The organism is Allokutzneria oryzae, from assembly GCF_042429765.1.
Taxonomy (GTDB): domain Bacteria; phylum Actinomycetota; class Actinomycetes; order Mycobacteriales; family Pseudonocardiaceae; genus Allokutzneria; species Allokutzneria oryzae.
The window spans coordinates 216,261-230,391 of sequence record NZ_JBHLZU010000018.1 but is presented as its reverse complement, the minus strand read 5'-3'; the positions used below and the strand labels follow the sequence as shown (position 1 = coordinate 230,391).

Sequence of the window (14,131 nt, the reverse complement as noted above, 5' to 3'; positions counted from 1 at the left end):
CCCGGCGCCGCCTTCGCCGTTTCAGGACGGGAGCGTGTGCAACGCCGCGATCAACCGCGCGCGCTGCTCCGGCTCGATCCTGCGGTACGGCCGCGCTGCCACACGGCCGGTAGCTGCCTCGATCCGCCTGCGCACCGGGTCGCTGTCGCGCAGCGCGCGCACGCCGTCGGCGGTCAGGCCCTCCGCCTGCCAGGCCGCGGCGTGCGCGTCGGCCCGGTGGTACCGCAACGCGCTCAGCCGGTCGAGCAGCCTGCCCGCGACCGAGCCCACCGGCGGCCGGGCGGCGAGCGCGTCGAAGACCACCCCGGCCGACGTGCCCGTGGCGCGCTCGACCACCAGCTGCGCCATGGCCAGCAGCTCCTCCGGCTCGCCCCACAGCTCGGTCGCCGCCGCGTCGAGCCGCTCGGAGACCTCCGCGAGCAGCTCGCGGGATCGCGGCGTCATCGCGACGCCGTCCCCGCGCCGCAGCAGCCAGCCGTCTCCGACGAGCGTTTCGAGCGCCGCGTCCAGCTTCGGCACGTAGCGGTGCACCGCGCGCACGAGCGCCATCGGCACCACACCGTCTGCGAGCGGACCGCGCAGATCCACGAGCAGTTCGGCGCGAGCGGGAAGGTCGCTCAGCCGGGCGTGCGCCGCGGGCACCAGCCGGTCGAGCTCCTGCGCGGCGAGCCGCCCGGTGAAGCACGCGTCGGCGGCGTTGAGAGCCTGGCTGGAGGACGCGATCAGCTCCGGGTCTGCGTCGGAGGCCAGCCGCAGCCGCAGCGCCATCGCGAAGTGACCGCGGGCGACCTCCCAGTTCCCCGCGTCGTAGTGGCATTTCCCCGCGTGCTGGAAAGCGAAGTACTTCCGTGAGCTGAGGCTGCCGATGCGACCGCTTTCCTCGATGCAGCGGTCGAACTCCACGATCGCCTCGTCGAAGCGGCCCTGCCACTGCAACACGTGCGCGAGGCGGATCCTGGCGAAGACCGCTTCCTCGTCGCGGCCGTGTTCCGATGCCAGCAGCAGTGCGCTCGCCAGGTGCTGCTCGGCGATGTCGAGCCTGCGCAGCATGCGCGCCGCGGTGCCGATGCGGGTGTGGTGCTGCCGCGCGTCACCGGGATCGGTGGGTAACGGTTCCGCGAGCGCCCGCCGCAGCCAGTCCGTTGCGGCGGCCGGATCGTCGAACGAGTCCTGCAGCGTCTCGTCGTCAGTGCTGAAGGCGAGCGTGTAGAACTCGATGTGGGGCGGAGTCACGATGCTCCCTTGTGGACGGTTGCAAGTGCCTCTTCGTGCTTGTAAATCGCTGACGGGATCGATCCGTTACCTGGCTCACTCGGCCCGGTGACGCACCTCGTGCAGCAACCGCTGCAGGTGCAGGCCCCTGTGGACGTCGCACGGGTGCGACGACGTTCCACTGTGGATCATCGCGAGGAAGTCGTCGAGCAACGCGGTGTAGCAGTCCGCTCCGGTCGAGTTGTTGGTGGCCAGCTCGCGGTAGCCGTGCTCGCCGAAGACCGAGATCTGCCACAGCGTCGGCCGGACCGGCATCCGCATCGACAAGCTCGCCGTGCTGACCGCTCCGGTCGCGTGGCCGAACATCACGTGCCACAGATCAGTGGTGGATTCGTGTTTGGCCGCAAGCACTTCGCTGATCTCACCGAGGGTCGCGTCGAGCAGGTCGAACATGTGCGGGCCGATGTCGGCGAGCGCGCCCCCGCTGTGCCGCCACGCCGAGTTCGAGTAGTCCCCGCCGAGCAGGGCGCCGGAGAACCACTTCGCCGAGCCGCCGGTCCAGGTGCCCGCGCGGGCGATGCCGGCGAGCCACTCCTGGGTCTCGGCGGCGAACCGTCTCGTCAGCACGACCAGCGACGCGACCCCGGCGCCCTCGACGGCGTCGGCGAGGCGCTTGGCCTGCTCAAGGGAGCCCGCGATCGGCTTCTCCAGGATCACGTGCTTGCCCGCGTTCACCGCGCGCAGCGCCAGCTCGCCCTGGACCTCGGGCGGGACCGCGAACGCGACCGCATCCACAGTGGACAGAAACTGGTCGAAGTCGTCGTACGCCTCGGCGCAGTAGGGGCTCGCGAGCTCCCGCCCCGCCTCGGCGCGGCGGGTGTGGACCGAGGTGAGCCGGATGCCCGGATGGTCGGCGAGTCGTGGCGCGTGCACCGCGCGGGCCCAGGGCCCCGCGCCGACCAGGCCGGTCCGGAGTTGTGCTTCCATCCGGCTAATCCTGCCCGGTCACCGCGTGTCCCTGAACACGCGAACCGGAACCCGGACCTCCACGCCCGCGGTGAAGCGCAGAACAGCCGCGTCTGCCAGCCATTCCACCCGCAGACCCGACTCCGGACCCCAGCCGGGCGAGACCTCGACTACGTGACCGCGAGTGACGTCCCCGCCACTGCGGCGACCGAGCCACACGGCCACCGAGTCCCCGCCGAAGACGCGCGAGGTCCGCTTCACCGCCGCCGCGTACCCGTCGTAGCCGTTGGGCGCCGCGACCTCCGCCGGGGCGTCGTGCACCGCGACCGTGCTCGTGCTCGGCAGGAACAACAGCACACCCGCGACCACGGTCATCACGGTGCCGATGAGGGCGCCGAGGATCACCGACACGACGTTGGCGAGGCAGCCGAAGGCGGCGGGCCGGGCGGGGCGTGCGACGGACACCTGGGCGGGCTCCTGGTCAGCCATGGCGCAATCCTGCCCGAGCCTTTTCCGCCCCCGCCGTTCTAGGCTGCTGGGATGCCCAAGCTGCCCGAGGAACTCACCCTGCCCAAGGACTACGTCGCGGACAGCCCGCCCGCCGTTCCCGTCACGCCGAAGGACTCGGCGACCGTGGTGCTGCTGCGGGACGCTCCGTCGGGCATCGAGGTCTTCCTGCTGCGGCGCGTGGTCGGCATGGCCTTCGCGGGCGGGATGACCGCCTTCCCCGGCGGCGGGCTTGACCGGCGCGACGCGGACACCTCGGTGGCGTGGGCCGGGCCGGAGCCCGCGTGGTGGGCGCGCCAGTTCGGCTGCGAGCCGGAGATGGCGCGGGCCCTGGTGTGCGCTGCCGTGCGGGAGACCTTCGAGGAGGCGGGCGTGCTGCTCGCGGGCCCCGACGGTGACAGCGTGGTCGGCGACACCAGCCGGTACGCGGAGTCCAGGGCAGCGCTCGTGGGCAGGCAGGTCTCGCTCGCCCAGTTCCTCGCCGAGGAAGGGCTCGTGCTGCGCGCCGACCTGCTGCGGCCGTGGGCGAACTGGGTGACCCCGGTCGACGAGCCCCGCCGCCACGACACGCGCTTCTTCGTGGCCGCGCTGCCGGAGGGCCAGCGGGCCGACGGCGTCACCACCGAGGCGGAGGACGTGGAGTGGAACACCCCCGCCGACGCGCTCACCGCGTGGCGCGAGGGGCGGCGGGGGCTGCTGCCGCCGACCTGGATGACCCTGGCCGAGCTCGCCGAGCACGCCAGCGTCGCGTCGGCGCTGACCGCCGACCGGCAGATCAGCAAGATCATCCCGAGGGTGGTCCGGGACGGCTCGGTGATCCGCGCGGTGCTGCCGGGCGACCCGCGCTACGACGCCGCCCCCGGGCACGTCGACGCCCGGCCCGGTGACCGGATCGAGCGCTGACCCGGCCTTGGGCGCCCTCTGCCGATCCGATGTTCGTCACACTTCGGGTGGGCCCGACCGCCCCTAGTCTGAAGCGGTGATCAGCCATCCCGCGTACGGCGAGCTGCGTGCGGTCACCCCGTACGCCTCGGTGCTGTTGGCCGACAACCCCTCGGGCATGACCCTGGAGGGCACCAACACCTGGTTGCTGCGCGCGCCGGGCTCCGAGTCGTGCGTCGTGGTGGACCCCGGTCCCGCCGATGACGGGCACCTCGGCCGCATCGCCGAGCACGGCCCGGTCGAGCTGATCGTGCTCACCCACTTCCACGGCGACCACAGCGACGGCGCGAGCCGGCTGGCCGAGCTGGTCGGCGCGCCGATCCGGGCCATCGACCCGGAGCTGTGCCTGCGCGCCGGACCGCTGGCCGACGGCGAGACCGTGCACGCGGCCGGACTCGACATCAAGGTCGTCGCGACGCCTGGTCACACCGCCGACTCGCTGTGCCTGCTCGTCGAGGACGCCGTGTTCACCGGCGACACCATCCTCGGTCGCGGCACCACCGTGGTCGCGCACCCTGAGGGCAGCCTCGCGCCGTACCTCGACTCGTTGCGCAAGCTCGCCAAGCTGCCGAAGGGCACCCCGGCCTTCCCCGGCCACGGCCCGGAGCTCCCCGACGTCGTCCCGGTCGCCGAGCAGTACCTCGCGCACCGGGTCCAGCGGCTCGAACAGGTTCGCGGTGCCCTGGAGACCCTCGGCGCGGACGCGACCGCGCGCCAGGTGGTCGAGCTGGTCTACGCCGAGGTGGACCAGTCCCTGTGGTGGGCGGCGGAGATGTCGGTCCGCGCGCAGCTGGACTACTTGCGAGCCCGGTAAGCGCGCATCTTCGCGATGCTGCCGCAGGCCCGTCCCTGCGGGCTCTCGGCGTACATCCCGCACCACGTCCGGCTGCCGTTGCGACTGTGGTCGTAGAAGACCCACTTGCAGTCCGGGCAGGCCTTCAACCGGTCCCAGAGTCCCAGCGCGAGCGCGTCGACCACGACACCGGTCAGCACGCCCGCCGCGCCCGCCCGCAGCGGAACGTGGGTGATCGGCGGCTGCCCGGCCTCCTCGGACCCGATCACCGCGACCACCGGGTGCTGCCGCAACAGCTCGGCGAGATCCGGTCGAGCCTGACCGAGCGCGCCCCGCAGCTCCTCGCGCAGCCGGGTGAGCTCCGGCAGCGTGCGCGGTCCCGTCACCCCCGGCAGCTCGTCCTGCCAGGCACCGTCGTCCTTGATCAGCTCCGGTAGCAGGTCGGTGACCACGCGGGTGTCGTTGGGGATTCTCCAGGTGTTGAGGAACTTCCTGACCTGCTCCAACGCGTTCGGTGCCGCACTGCGCGCGCCCATGTTTACCAGTGTAGGCGTTGACTGGTAGCGCCTCGCTCGTTACCGACAAACAATACGACTGGTAACAGCTACCGCGAAGCGGCGCGCACGCCCGGCATCGGCGCACGGCGCTGCCGGACTGGTCACCGCGGGCGCGCTGACCCTGGTCGGCCGGTCGGCCGCGAGCGTCCTCCGCGGACTGTCCGCGTTGGTGATCACGTTGGCCGCCGTGCTCGTCGAACGCCGGGCGACTCAGCCGGTGGGCATGCGGATCGGCATCACGACATAGCGCAGGTTCGCCTCCTCCGGGTTGAAGTCGGACACGGCGAGCACGGTCGAACGCATGCCGTGGCGCATGCTCATGCGGAGCCGGGCAGGGCCGAACACCCGCAGCGCGTCGGCCAGGTAGCGCGCCTGGTAGCCGTGGGTGAACCGGTCGCCGTCCACGGTCGCCTTCACCGTCTCCTCGGCTTCGCCGTTCTGCGGGTCGGCCGCCCTGATCCGCAGCTCGGTGTCGCCGACCTCCACCGTGACCACGGCGCGGGGCCCCGCGTACGGAGCGACCCGGCGGACCGCGCCCGCCAGCGCGTCGCCGTCCACCTCCACCACCGCGTCGACCGGCGCGTCGGTGTGCCGGGACTCGTCGGGGTACGGCGAGGCCAGCAGCACCGTGCCGAGCTGGGTGCCCGGCCAGCTCAGCCCGAAGCGGGTGCCGTCGGCGTGCACGGTGATCACCTCGGCCGCCCGCGCCTGCTTGGCGACCTCGGCCAGCAGCGGCGCGGGCACCAGGACGTCCAGTTCGCCCTCCGGCCGCCACGGCAGGTCACCGATCGCCATCCGGTAGCGGTCGGTGGCCACCAGCGCCAGCCGGTCCCCGCGCCCCTGCACGTGGACCCCGGTGAACAACGGCAGCGCGTCGTCCCTGGACGCGGCCGAGGCCACCTTGCCGACCAGCGCGATCAGCTCGGCGGCGTTCACCTGGCCGACCGCGGCGGGGAGCGCGCCGACCCCCGGGTGCAGCTCGCCGTCCATCAGCGGCAGCGCGAAGCGTCCGCCCGGCGTGCGGATCGCCAGCCTGCTGCCTTCGACCACCAGCCGGACCTCCGGCTCCTCCAGCGCGCCGAGGGTGTCCGCCAGCGGCTTCGCCGGGACGAGCACCTGACCGTCGGTGTGCACGAAAGCGTTGCGGCGCAGGCGGATCGAGTTCTCGCGGTCGGTCCCGGAGAGCACCACCTCGTCGTCGAGGCCGCTCAGCAGCAGACCTGTCAGCAGCGGGTCGATGCCCTTGACCGGCAGCAGCCGTGCGGCGTCGGCGACGGCGGCGGCGAGGACGGAGGTGTCCGCGGTGAGGTCCAGGCTCATGGTGCGGACGCTACGACAGCCCCCTGACAGTGACCGCCTGCCGACGTTTCCGGCTCAGCGGGCTTCATCCCGATCGCGGTGTGCTGTTCACGTTCCGCTGCCTAGCCTTCGGCGCATGTGCGACTGCGCGAACCGGGTGACCAGGCGGTCGGTGGTGCTCGCGGGGGCGGCGAGCCTCTTCCTGCCCGCCGTCGCGTTCGCGACCGAGGCCGACGACCGGACGAAGACGATCACCGGCCGGTTCGAGCCGGGCGCGCCGGACTGGGTCTACCTGCCGGTCGAGGTGCCGCGCGGGGTGCGCGAGATCGAGGTCGTCTACCGCTACGACAAGCCCTCGGTGCCGCCGGGCGCCAACGGCAACGCCCTCGACATCGGGATCTTCGGCCCCGAGGGCCACGGGCTCGGTGACCACCGCGGCTTCCGCGGCTGGTCCGGCGGCGCCCGTGACCGCTTCACCATCAGCGCGTCCGACGCGACTCCCGGCTACCTGCCCGGACCGATCGACGCGGGCACCTGGCACGTGGTCCTCGGGCCGTACACGGTCGCGCCGCAGGGGATGAACTACCAGGTCGACGTCACCCTCCGGTTCGGTGCGCCGGGCAGACCCGCGAGGCCGAACCCGGCTCCGCAACACGCGGAGGGGCGTGGCCGAGCCTGGTACCGCGGCGACTGCCACCTGCACACCGTGCACTCCGACGGCAGACGCACACCCGCCGAGCTGGTCGCCGCCGCGCGCGCCGCCGGGCTGGACTTCTTCGTCTCCACCGAGCACAACACCAGCTCCGCGAGCCTGCGCTGGGGCGACCACGCCCGCCCGGACCTGTTGATCATCAACGGCGAGGAGATCACCACGCGCTCCGGGCACTGGCCCGCGCTCGGGCTGCCGCCCGGCTACTGGGTCGACTGGCGCTACCGGCATTCCGAGCCGGGCGCGTTCGACCGCTTCGCCCGGCGGGTCCGCTCCGTCGGTGGCCTCGTCGTCGCGGCGCATCCGCACTGCCCGTTCGTGGGCTGCTCGTGGGAGTTCGGCTACGACCACGTCGACGCGATCGAGGTGTGGAACGGCGACTGGACCCAGGACGACGAGGGCTCGGTCCGGCTCTGGGACGCTCTGCTGCGCGCGGGCAGGTGGGTGCCCGCGATCGGCGCGAGCGACGCGCACCGCGAGCCTCAGCCCGTCGGGCTGCCGCACACGGTGGTGCTCGCCGACGGTCTCGACACCCGCGCGATCCTGGCCGGAGTCGCGGCGGGCCGGTCCTGGCTCGCCGAGTCCGCCCGCGTTGACCTCGCCATGAAGGCCGTCGCGGGCAGGCGGGAAGCGGGCATCGGCGATCGGCTGCGGGTGGCCGAGGCGCGGATCGAGCTCGACGTCTCCGGGGTTCCGGGCTGCGAGGTCCGGCTGATCACGCCGACCGGCGTCGCGCACACCGCCCGGGTCCCTGACAGCGGTCGCACCGAGGTCCGCTGGACGACCACGGCTGCCTGGGTGCGGGCCGAGGTGCGCAGGCCGGTGCCGACGGCGACGACCCCGGACACGATGGTGGCCATGACCAACCCCGTGTTCCTGGGCCGTCGCTAGGCGTCAGCGCCCGGCGAGCTCGACCTCGTCGCGCGTGCAGCTGGCCGCGTTCTCCATCCACTGCCTGCCGTCGCGCACCGTGTGCCGCCGCAGCCACACCACGCTCGCGATCAGCAGGCCGAAGGTGGCCGAGGCGAGGAACGCGGCCGGGGGGCCGAACAGCTCGACGAGCTGGCCGCTCAGCGACTGGCCGAAGGCGAGGCCGACCGTGACCGAGGTGATCACCCAGCCGAACGCCTCGGTGGCGGTGCCGGGCAGCGCGACCTCCTCGATCGCCGCCGAGTGCGTCATCGCCTGCGGGGTGATCAGGGTGCCGACCACGAACAGCGCGACGGCGAGGCCGACCAGCGTCGTCGGGATCGACAGCAGCGTCACCAGCACGGAGAAACCGCCGAGCAGCACCGGCAGCCGCAGGTACATCGGCCGCGGCCAGGGGCGGGTGCCGTAGAGCACCCCGAAGATCACCGAGCTGACCGACCAGATGCTCAGCAGCACTCCGCCCAGCGCGCCGTGTCCCGCCTGCGTGGCGGCCGCGGGCACCGCGACCTCGACGAAGCCGATGGTCACGCCGAAGCCGAGCGCGGCGATGGCCACCGTGCGCATGCCGGGGGTGCTGAGCGCGCCGAGCACTCCGACGCCTGCCCGCTCGTCGCGGCGCGGGCGCCAGGCGCGCACCGTGCGGGTCAGCGCGAAGCCGGTGGCGCCGACGACCTCGCAGACCGCGCCGAGCAGGACGCCCGTGCCCGCCCACGGCAGCGCCGTGAACAGGCCGGCGAGGCCGGGCCCGAGGATGAAGAAGACCTCCATGCTGATCGCCTCGTAGGAGTAGGCGGCCTGCCTGGCGGGGCCGGGCGGCAGCAGCCTGGTCCACAACGACCTCGACGCGGAGCCGACCATCGGCTGGCTGGTGCCCAGCGCGAGCGCGAGCACCGTCAGCAGCCAGACCGGCGCGTGCGACTCGATCGCGACGATCTCGGCGGTCACCATCGCGCTGAACAGCGCGGAGGCCACCAGCAGCACCCGGGTCGGGCCGATCCGGTCCACCAGCCTGCCCTGCACGACAGAGCCGAACGCGACACCGACGAGCGCGCCCGCGGAGACCAGCCCGGCCGCGGCGTAGGAGCCGCTGACCCGTTGCACGTAGAACAGCAGGGCGATACCGACCATGGCAACGGGCAGGCGGGCGAGCAGGGACGTCAGTACGGGACCGCGCGCGCCGGGCGCGGTCAGCGCCTCGCGGTAGGCGGCGACGGAGGCATTCTGGGACACGCGTACCAGTATGCAGCACTCTGGTACGCATGTACCAGTAATGAGCGGTGGCGTTGCTCACCGCGACCGGATTTATGTTTCAATTTGATAACAACGTTGGGATGTATGGGTGAACCTGGACAACGAACAGGCCCCCGCTGACGTCCTTGAGGGTGAAAGCAATTGAGTAAAAGGGCACTTCGGGGCCATGGTGAGCACCTGGGCCGGGCTGGTATCGGCCGCGTTACACCGATGGACCACAATTGCTCGTAGTTGCTTCGCCTCAAGAAGCACCAGACCTCCTTCGACGTTGACGGGTCGGGGCCGGGCGTCGGAGGTCGGGAAAAGCGTGGCCGGTCGGGGGACGGGTCGCGCACACGCAAGGAGGCCGGTGCGCCGCGTCGGGGGCGGCGCCCGGCCTCCTTGTCGTATGTCCGGGTCTTGACGATCGCGGCCCGTGGCCGCGAAGGCCCTAGCGAGCCCGCCGGGCCAGTCGCTCCGGGTCCAGGATCAGCACGCTCTTGCCTTCCAGGCGCAGCCAGCCGCGGTGCGCGAAGTCGGCGAGCGCCTTGTTCACGGTCTCCCGGGAGGCGCCGACGTACTGGGCGATCTCCTCCTGGGTCAGGTCGTGGGTGACCCGCAGCAGACCGGCCTCCTGCGAACCGAAGCGCTGGGCGAACTGCAGCAGCGCGCGCGCCACCCGGCCCGGGACGTCGGTGAAGATCAGGTCGGCCAGCATGTTGTTGGTGCGGCGGAGTCTGCGGGCCAGCACGCGCAGCAGCTGCTCCGCGATCTCCGGCCGCTTGTTGATCCACTCGCGCAGCGCCGGGCGGTCCATCGTCAGCGCGCGCACCTCGGTCACCGCGCTCGCGGTCGAGGTCCTCGGTCCGGGGTCGAAGATCGACAGCTCGCCGAACATGTCCGAGGGGCCCATGATGGACAGCAGGTTCTCGCGGCCGTCCGGCGATTTCCGGCCGACCTTCACCTTGCCCGACTGGATGATGTACAGCCGGTCACCGGGCTCACCTTCCGCGAAGATGACGTGACCGCGCGGGAACTCCACCATTTCCAACGAACTCGCGAGCGCCTCGGCAGCAGCCGGTTCAACGCCCTGGAAAATGCCCGCGCGGGCCAGGGTCTCGTCCACCTCGTCCCTCCTGTTGAGACGCGACGGTTCACGTGAGCGGCCAGTACCGCAGGAGTGCGGTCTTCGGCCACGTGCCGCCGATCACTCCGAGCAGTCTAGGCCGTCTTCGGCAATGATCTGTTCGGCTCGCCGGTTGAAACCGATCAGACGACTGACCGGTCTGTTGAATGACGACCTGACCAGCGGCGACGGGGTGAAAAACCGGATGTCGCCGAGCGGTCGGACCGCGCCGGGGATCAGACCCGGCTGCGGGTGCGGCGCGGCTTGCGCGGGGGACGGGCCGTCCCGCCGACGCGGCGCCTGCGCCGGAACAGCTCAAGGGCACGGCCGATGCCGTGGCCGTAGAGCGCGCGGACCTCGTCCGGCCGCGCCTTCTCCAGGAACTCCTCGACCTCGTCCTCCTGCACCGCCACGTGCCGGAGCCGAGCTTCAACGCGCTCCATGAACAGCGCGAAGAACATCACGATGAGTGGGACCACTACTACGAGCCATGCAGTCATAGTGGGTCCGATCCTCCAACACCTCGCTCCCGTCCGCGCATCCGGGGTCGGTTCCACCGCCGTTGTCACCCGTACGCTGGAGGGGTGCCAGCGCAGACCCGCCAGAAGCCAGGCAGATCACCTTCCCCGGCGGAGACAAGACTCGGCCTCGTGCGGCGGGCGCGGCGGATGCTCCGCAGCCTGGAGGCGGCCTTTCCCGACGCCCACTGCGAGCTCGACTTCGGCACGCCCCTCGACCTCGCGGTCGCGGTGATCCTCTCCGCCCAGTGCACCGACAAGCGGGTCAACGAGGTCACCCCGGCGCTGTTCGCCCGCTACCGCACGGCCGCCGACTACGCGGGCGCGGACCGGGCCGAGCTGGAGGAGCTGATCCGGCCGACCGGCTTCTTCCGCAACAAGGCCACCGCGCTGATGGGGCTGGGCGCCGCGCTGGTGGAGCGCTTCGACGGCGAGCTGCCCGGCAGGCTCAAGGACCTGGTGACGCTGCCGGGAGTCGGCCGCAAGACCGCCAACGTGATCCTCGGCGAGGCGTTCGGGGTGCCGGGCATCACCGTGGACACCCACTTCGGCCGCCTGGTGCGGCGGTGGGGCTGGACGGAGCTCGAAGACCCGGTGAAGGTCGAGCACGCGGTCGGCGAGCTGATCCCGCGCAAGGACTGGACCATGCTCTCGCACCGGGTGATCTTCCACGGCCGCCGCGTCTGCCACGCCCGCAAGCCCGCGTGCGGCGCGTGCGTGCTCGCCAAGGACTGCCCCTCCTTCGGGGAGGGGCCGACCGGCTTCGTCGAGGCGGCCAAGCTCGTGCGCGGCCCGGAGACCGAGCACCTGCTCGCCCTGGTCGCCGACGGCGGGGCCGCCCGGTGAGCGAACGCGGACAGGCGGTGCGGTGGCTGGTCGTCGTGGTGGTGCTCGGCGTCGCCGGGATCATCGCGATCTGGCCGCGCGGCTCCGCGGACGGGGACTCGCCCGGCACGCCGTCCGCCGACATCGTCGCGGCGCGGACGAAGGCGGCGTTACCGGCGTGCCCAACTGCCAAGGAGGGCGCCGCGCCGGTGGCCGAGCTGTCCGGGGTCCAGGTGACGTGCATGGCCGACGGCGGTCGGATCGACCTCGGAGCCGCGCTCGCCGGGAGGCCTGCCCTGGTCAACGTCTGGGCGACCTGGTGCACGCCGTGCCGGGAGGAGCTGCCAGCGCTGGCGGCCTACGCGGCATCGCCCGGCGCGGTCGGCGTGCTGGGTGTGCAGGTCAGGAGCTCCGAGGCGGACGGACTGGAGATGCTCGCCGCGTTGAACTCACGCATTCCCTCGGTCGTCGACACCGGCCAGGAGAAGGCCATGGCCGCGCTGAAGCCACCCGTGATGCCCACGTCCTACGTGGTCAGTGCCTCCGGCAGGATCGAGCGGATCAACCCGGCGGTGGTGTTCACCTCGCCGGAACAGGTGCGGACGACAGTCGAGGACTACCTGAGGCGGCTCGGATGAAGCCGGGAGCACTGGTCGGCCAGGACGACGTCCCGGAGTGGATGCGGCCCCTGCTGCTCGCCGCGACCACTGTGGACAAGAAGGCGCTTGAGCGCGTCAAGCCGCCCGCGGACGGGTCGGGCCGCCCCGCCGCCGTGCTGATCCTGCTCGGCGAGGGCACCGACGGCCCGGACGTGCTGCTGCTGCGCCGCGCGGACACGCTGAACTCGCACGCGGGTCAGGTCGCCTTCCCCGGTGGCACCATCGACCCCGAGGACGACGGCCCGGTCGCCGCCGCGCTCCGGGAGGCGGTCGAGGAGACCGGAGTGCTGCCGGAGGGCGTCCGGCCCGTCGCGTTGCTGCCCGAGCTCTACCTGACACCGACGGGTTTCCTGGTCAGCCCGGTGCTCGCGCACTGGGTCGAGCCGAGCCCGATCACCGCGGTCGACCTCAACGAGACCGCGGCCGTGGCTCGGGTGCCGCTCGCGCACCTCGCCGACCCTGCCAACCGCTGCACCGTGGCACATCGCGGCTACCGGGGGCCGGCGTTCCTGGTTCCGGGGATGCTGGTGTGGGGCTTCACGGCGTGGCTGCTGACCGGCGTGCTGGCGATGGGCGGCTGGGAACGCCCGTGGAACCGCAAGGACGTCCGCGACCTCGACGAGGCTTGGCGGGCCACCGAGACGCCCACGAGCGCGAAGGAACAGACGTGAACTGGGTCGATCTGCTGATTGTGCTGCTCGCTGTCCTCGCTGCCGTCTCCGGAGCGCGACAGGGCATGGTGGTCTCCATCTGCTCGGTCGCCGGGGTGCTCGCGGGCGCGATGCTCGGTCTGTGGCTGGCCCCGATGCTGGTGGCCAACTTCGCCGACGTCACGACTCGGGTCGCCATCGGCGTCGCGCTGGTGGTGCTGATGATCGCGCTCGGCGAGATGCTCGGCGTGTGGGTCGGCAGGCCGATCAAGGAGAAGCTGAACGCCAGCCGCCTCACGGTCGTGGACAACAGCCTCGGTGCGATCACCATGAGCGCGGTGGTCTTCGTGGTCGCCTGGCTGCTCGCGGTGCCGCTGACCTCGGCGGCCGGCCTGCCCAGCCTGTCCTCGGCGGTCAAGCGCTCCACGGTGCTCGGCGTCGTCGACGACGTGATGCCGCCCTCCGCGCAGAGCCTGCCGGGGTCGCTGCGGCAGCTGCTGGACTCGTCGGGCTTCCCGGCTGCGCTGGACCCGTTCGCATCGACCCCGCGCGCCGAGGTGGGACCGCCGGACCTGGCGTTGCAGACCGATCCGGTCGTGCAGCGCGTGCGCTCCAGCGTGCTCAAGGTCCGCGGCAGGGCGTCGTCCTGCTCGCGGGCGCTCGAAGGCACCGGCTTCGTGATCGCGCCGCAGCGCGTCATGACCAACGCGCACGTGGTCGCGGGCACCGACAAGGTCACCATCGAGGTCGGCCGAGGTGACTTCGAGGCCACCGTGGTGCTCTACGACCCGCAGACCGACGTGGCGATCCTGGACGTGCCGGACCTGAGCGCTCCGGTGCTGCCGTGGGCGGCCACCGACGCCAGGCCCGGACAGGACGGGGTGGTCGTCGGCTACCCGCTGGACGGCCCGTACACCCCGTCCGCGGCTCGGGTTCGCGACCGCATCAACCTGCGCGGACCGGACATCTACGGGGCGAAGACCGTGATCCGCGACGTCTACACGGTCCGGGCGAAGGTCCGCAGCGGAAACTCCGGCGGCCCGCTCATCGACCCGAGCGGCCGCGTCCTGGGTGTCGTCTTCGGAGCGGCCGTCGACGACCACGAGACGGGCTTCGTGCTCACGGCGAAGGAAGTGGCCGACGAGCTGGCCTCGGCCCCGAGGCTGCACAGCCGGGTCTCCACCGGCACGTGCGCCAACTGACCCCGG

At 72.2% G+C, this 14,131-nt stretch carries 15 protein-coding genes; 7 read left to right on the top strand and 8 right to left on the bottom strand.

Features of this window, described 5'->3' with window-relative positions; translation table 11 throughout:
* Window positions 1-21 precede the first annotated feature (21 nt).
* The 3 genes from ACFFQA_RS20190 to ACFFQA_RS20180 all read right to left on the bottom strand — a co-directional run bounded on the left by ACFFQA_RS20190 (window position 22) and on the right by ACFFQA_RS20180 (window position 2,667).
* Window positions 22-1,233, bottom strand: coding sequence for a hypothetical protein (locus ACFFQA_RS20190; RefSeq protein WP_377854281.1), 1,212 nt, complete (start codon window positions 1,231-1,233; stop codon window positions 22-24).
* Window positions 1,234-1,308: 75 nt separating this feature from the next.
* Complete coding sequence (locus tag ACFFQA_RS20185) at window positions 1,309-2,199, bottom strand: Gfo/Idh/MocA family protein (protein WP_377854278.1); 891 nt, start codon at window positions 2,197-2,199, stop codon at window positions 1,309-1,311.
* An 18-nt stretch (window positions 2,200-2,217) separates the two neighbouring features.
* Window positions 2,218-2,667 carry a hypothetical protein gene (locus tag ACFFQA_RS20180; RefSeq protein ID WP_377854275.1) on the bottom strand — a complete coding sequence of 150 codons (450 nt, stop codon included), beginning with the start codon at window positions 2,665-2,667 and terminating at the stop codon, window positions 2,218-2,220.
* Between the two features lie 51 nt (window positions 2,668-2,718).
* Here ACFFQA_RS20180 and ACFFQA_RS20175 point away from each other — a divergent pair, with 51 nt between their 5' ends.
* Together ACFFQA_RS20175 and ACFFQA_RS20170 are read left to right on the top strand one after the other, a co-directional pair.
* Window positions 2,719-3,588, top strand: coding sequence for an NUDIX hydrolase (locus ACFFQA_RS20175; protein ID WP_377854272.1), 870 nt, complete (start codon window positions 2,719-2,721; stop codon window positions 3,586-3,588).
* A gap of 79 nt (window positions 3,589-3,667) precedes the next feature.
* On the top strand, window positions 3,668-4,441 hold the full coding sequence (locus ACFFQA_RS20170) for an MBL fold metallo-hydrolase (protein ID WP_377855912.1): 774 nt from the start codon (window positions 3,668-3,670) through the stop codon (window positions 4,439-4,441).
* Here ACFFQA_RS20170 and ACFFQA_RS20165 read toward each other — a convergent pair.
* Complete coding sequence (locus tag ACFFQA_RS20165) at window positions 4,423-4,956, bottom strand: CGNR zinc finger domain-containing protein (protein ID WP_377854269.1); 534 nt, start codon at window positions 4,954-4,956, stop codon at window positions 4,423-4,425. The two genes, ACFFQA_RS20170 and ACFFQA_RS20165, sit on opposite strands and share 19 nt — an antisense overlap.
* A 231-nt stretch (window positions 4,957-5,187) precedes the next feature.
* Window positions 5,188-6,297, bottom strand: coding sequence for a DNA polymerase III subunit beta (gene dnaN, locus ACFFQA_RS20160; RefSeq protein ID WP_377854267.1), 1,110 nt, complete (start codon window positions 6,295-6,297; stop codon window positions 5,188-5,190).
* Window positions 6,298-6,412: 115 nt separating this feature from the next.
* Here dnaN and ACFFQA_RS20155 point away from each other — a divergent pair, with 115 nt between their 5' ends.
* Window positions 6,413-7,876 carry a CehA/McbA family metallohydrolase gene (locus ACFFQA_RS20155; RefSeq protein WP_377854264.1) on the top strand — a complete coding sequence of 488 codons (1,464 nt, stop codon included), beginning with the start codon at window positions 6,413-6,415 and terminating at the stop codon, window positions 7,874-7,876.
* A 3-nt stretch (window positions 7,877-7,879) separates the two neighbouring features.
* Here ACFFQA_RS20155 and ACFFQA_RS20150 read toward each other — a convergent pair whose 3' ends face one another.
* From ACFFQA_RS20150 to ACFFQA_RS20140, 3 genes are all read right to left on the bottom strand, one after another.
* Window positions 7,880-9,145 carry an MFS transporter gene (locus ACFFQA_RS20150; protein ID WP_377854262.1) on the bottom strand — a complete coding sequence of 422 codons (1,266 nt, stop codon included), beginning with the start codon at window positions 9,143-9,145 and terminating at the stop codon, window positions 7,880-7,882.
* 451 nt (window positions 9,146-9,596) lie between these two features.
* Window positions 9,597-10,271 carry a Crp/Fnr family transcriptional regulator gene (locus ACFFQA_RS20145; protein WP_377854259.1) on the bottom strand — a complete coding sequence of 225 codons (675 nt, stop codon included), beginning with the start codon at window positions 10,269-10,271 and terminating at the stop codon, window positions 9,597-9,599.
* Window positions 10,272-10,507: 236 nt separating this feature from the next.
* Window positions 10,508-10,771, bottom strand: a complete 264-nt coding sequence (locus ACFFQA_RS20140; protein ID WP_377854256.1) for a hypothetical protein — start codon at window positions 10,769-10,771, stop codon at window positions 10,508-10,510.
* Window positions 10,772-10,939: 168 nt separating this feature from the next.
* Between ACFFQA_RS20140 and nth the strand changes: the two genes are divergently transcribed.
* From nth to ACFFQA_RS20120, 4 genes are read left to right on the top strand one after another with little or no spacing between them, the layout of a single operon-like run.
* Window positions 10,940-11,635 (top strand): endonuclease III, encoded by a 696-nt coding sequence (gene nth, locus ACFFQA_RS20135; protein ID WP_377855909.1) that lies wholly within the window; start codon window positions 10,940-10,942, stop codon window positions 11,633-11,635.
* Window positions 11,632-12,252 carry a TlpA family protein disulfide reductase gene (locus tag ACFFQA_RS20130; RefSeq protein WP_377854253.1) on the top strand — a complete coding sequence of 207 codons (621 nt, stop codon included), beginning with the start codon at window positions 11,632-11,634 and terminating at the stop codon, window positions 12,250-12,252. Before nth ends, ACFFQA_RS20130 begins: the two co-directional genes overlap by 4 nt.
* Window positions 12,249-12,944, top strand: coding sequence for an NUDIX hydrolase (locus ACFFQA_RS20125; protein WP_377854250.1), 696 nt, complete (start codon window positions 12,249-12,251; stop codon window positions 12,942-12,944). The genes ACFFQA_RS20130 and ACFFQA_RS20125 overlap by 4 nt, the downstream gene beginning before the upstream one ends.
* Window positions 12,941-14,125 carry a MarP family serine protease gene (locus ACFFQA_RS20120; protein ID WP_377854247.1) on the top strand — a complete coding sequence of 395 codons (1,185 nt, stop codon included), beginning with the start codon at window positions 12,941-12,943 and terminating at the stop codon, window positions 14,123-14,125. Before ACFFQA_RS20125 ends, ACFFQA_RS20120 begins: the two co-directional genes overlap by 4 nt.
* The last annotated feature ends 6 nt before the right edge of the window (window positions 14,126-14,131 follow it).

Bases quoted from the DNA above. Each gene is read 5' to 3' on its own strand.
- ACFFQA_RS20185 (WP_377854278.1), bottom strand. From the start codon at position 2,199: ATGGAAGCACAACTCCGGACCGGCCTGGTCGGCGCGGGGCCCTGGGCC.
- ACFFQA_RS20180 (WP_377854275.1), bottom strand. From the start codon at position 2,667: ATGGCTGACCAGGAGCCCGCCCAGGTGTCCGTCGCACGCCCCGCCCGG.
- ACFFQA_RS20175 (WP_377854272.1), top strand. From the start codon at position 2,719: ATGCCCAAGCTGCCCGAGGAACTCACCCTGCCCAAGGACTACGTCGCG.
- ACFFQA_RS20165 (WP_377854269.1), bottom strand. From the start codon at position 4,956: ATGGGCGCGCGCAGTGCGGCACCGAACGCGTTGGAGCAGGTCAGGAAG.
- dnaN (WP_377854267.1), bottom strand. From the start codon at position 6,297: ATGAGCCTGGACCTCACCGCGGACACCTCCGTCCTCGCCGCCGCCGTC.
- ACFFQA_RS20155 (WP_377854264.1), top strand. From the start codon at position 6,413: ATGTGCGACTGCGCGAACCGGGTGACCAGGCGGTCGGTGGTGCTCGCG.
- ACFFQA_RS20140 (WP_377854256.1), bottom strand. From the start codon at position 10,771: ATGACTGCATGGCTCGTAGTAGTGGTCCCACTCATCGTGATGTTCTTC.
- nth (WP_377855909.1), top strand. From the start codon at position 10,940: ATGCTCCGCAGCCTGGAGGCGGCCTTTCCCGACGCCCACTGCGAGCTC.
- ACFFQA_RS20125 (WP_377854250.1), top strand. From the start codon at position 12,249: ATGAAGCCGGGAGCACTGGTCGGCCAGGACGACGTCCCGGAGTGGATG.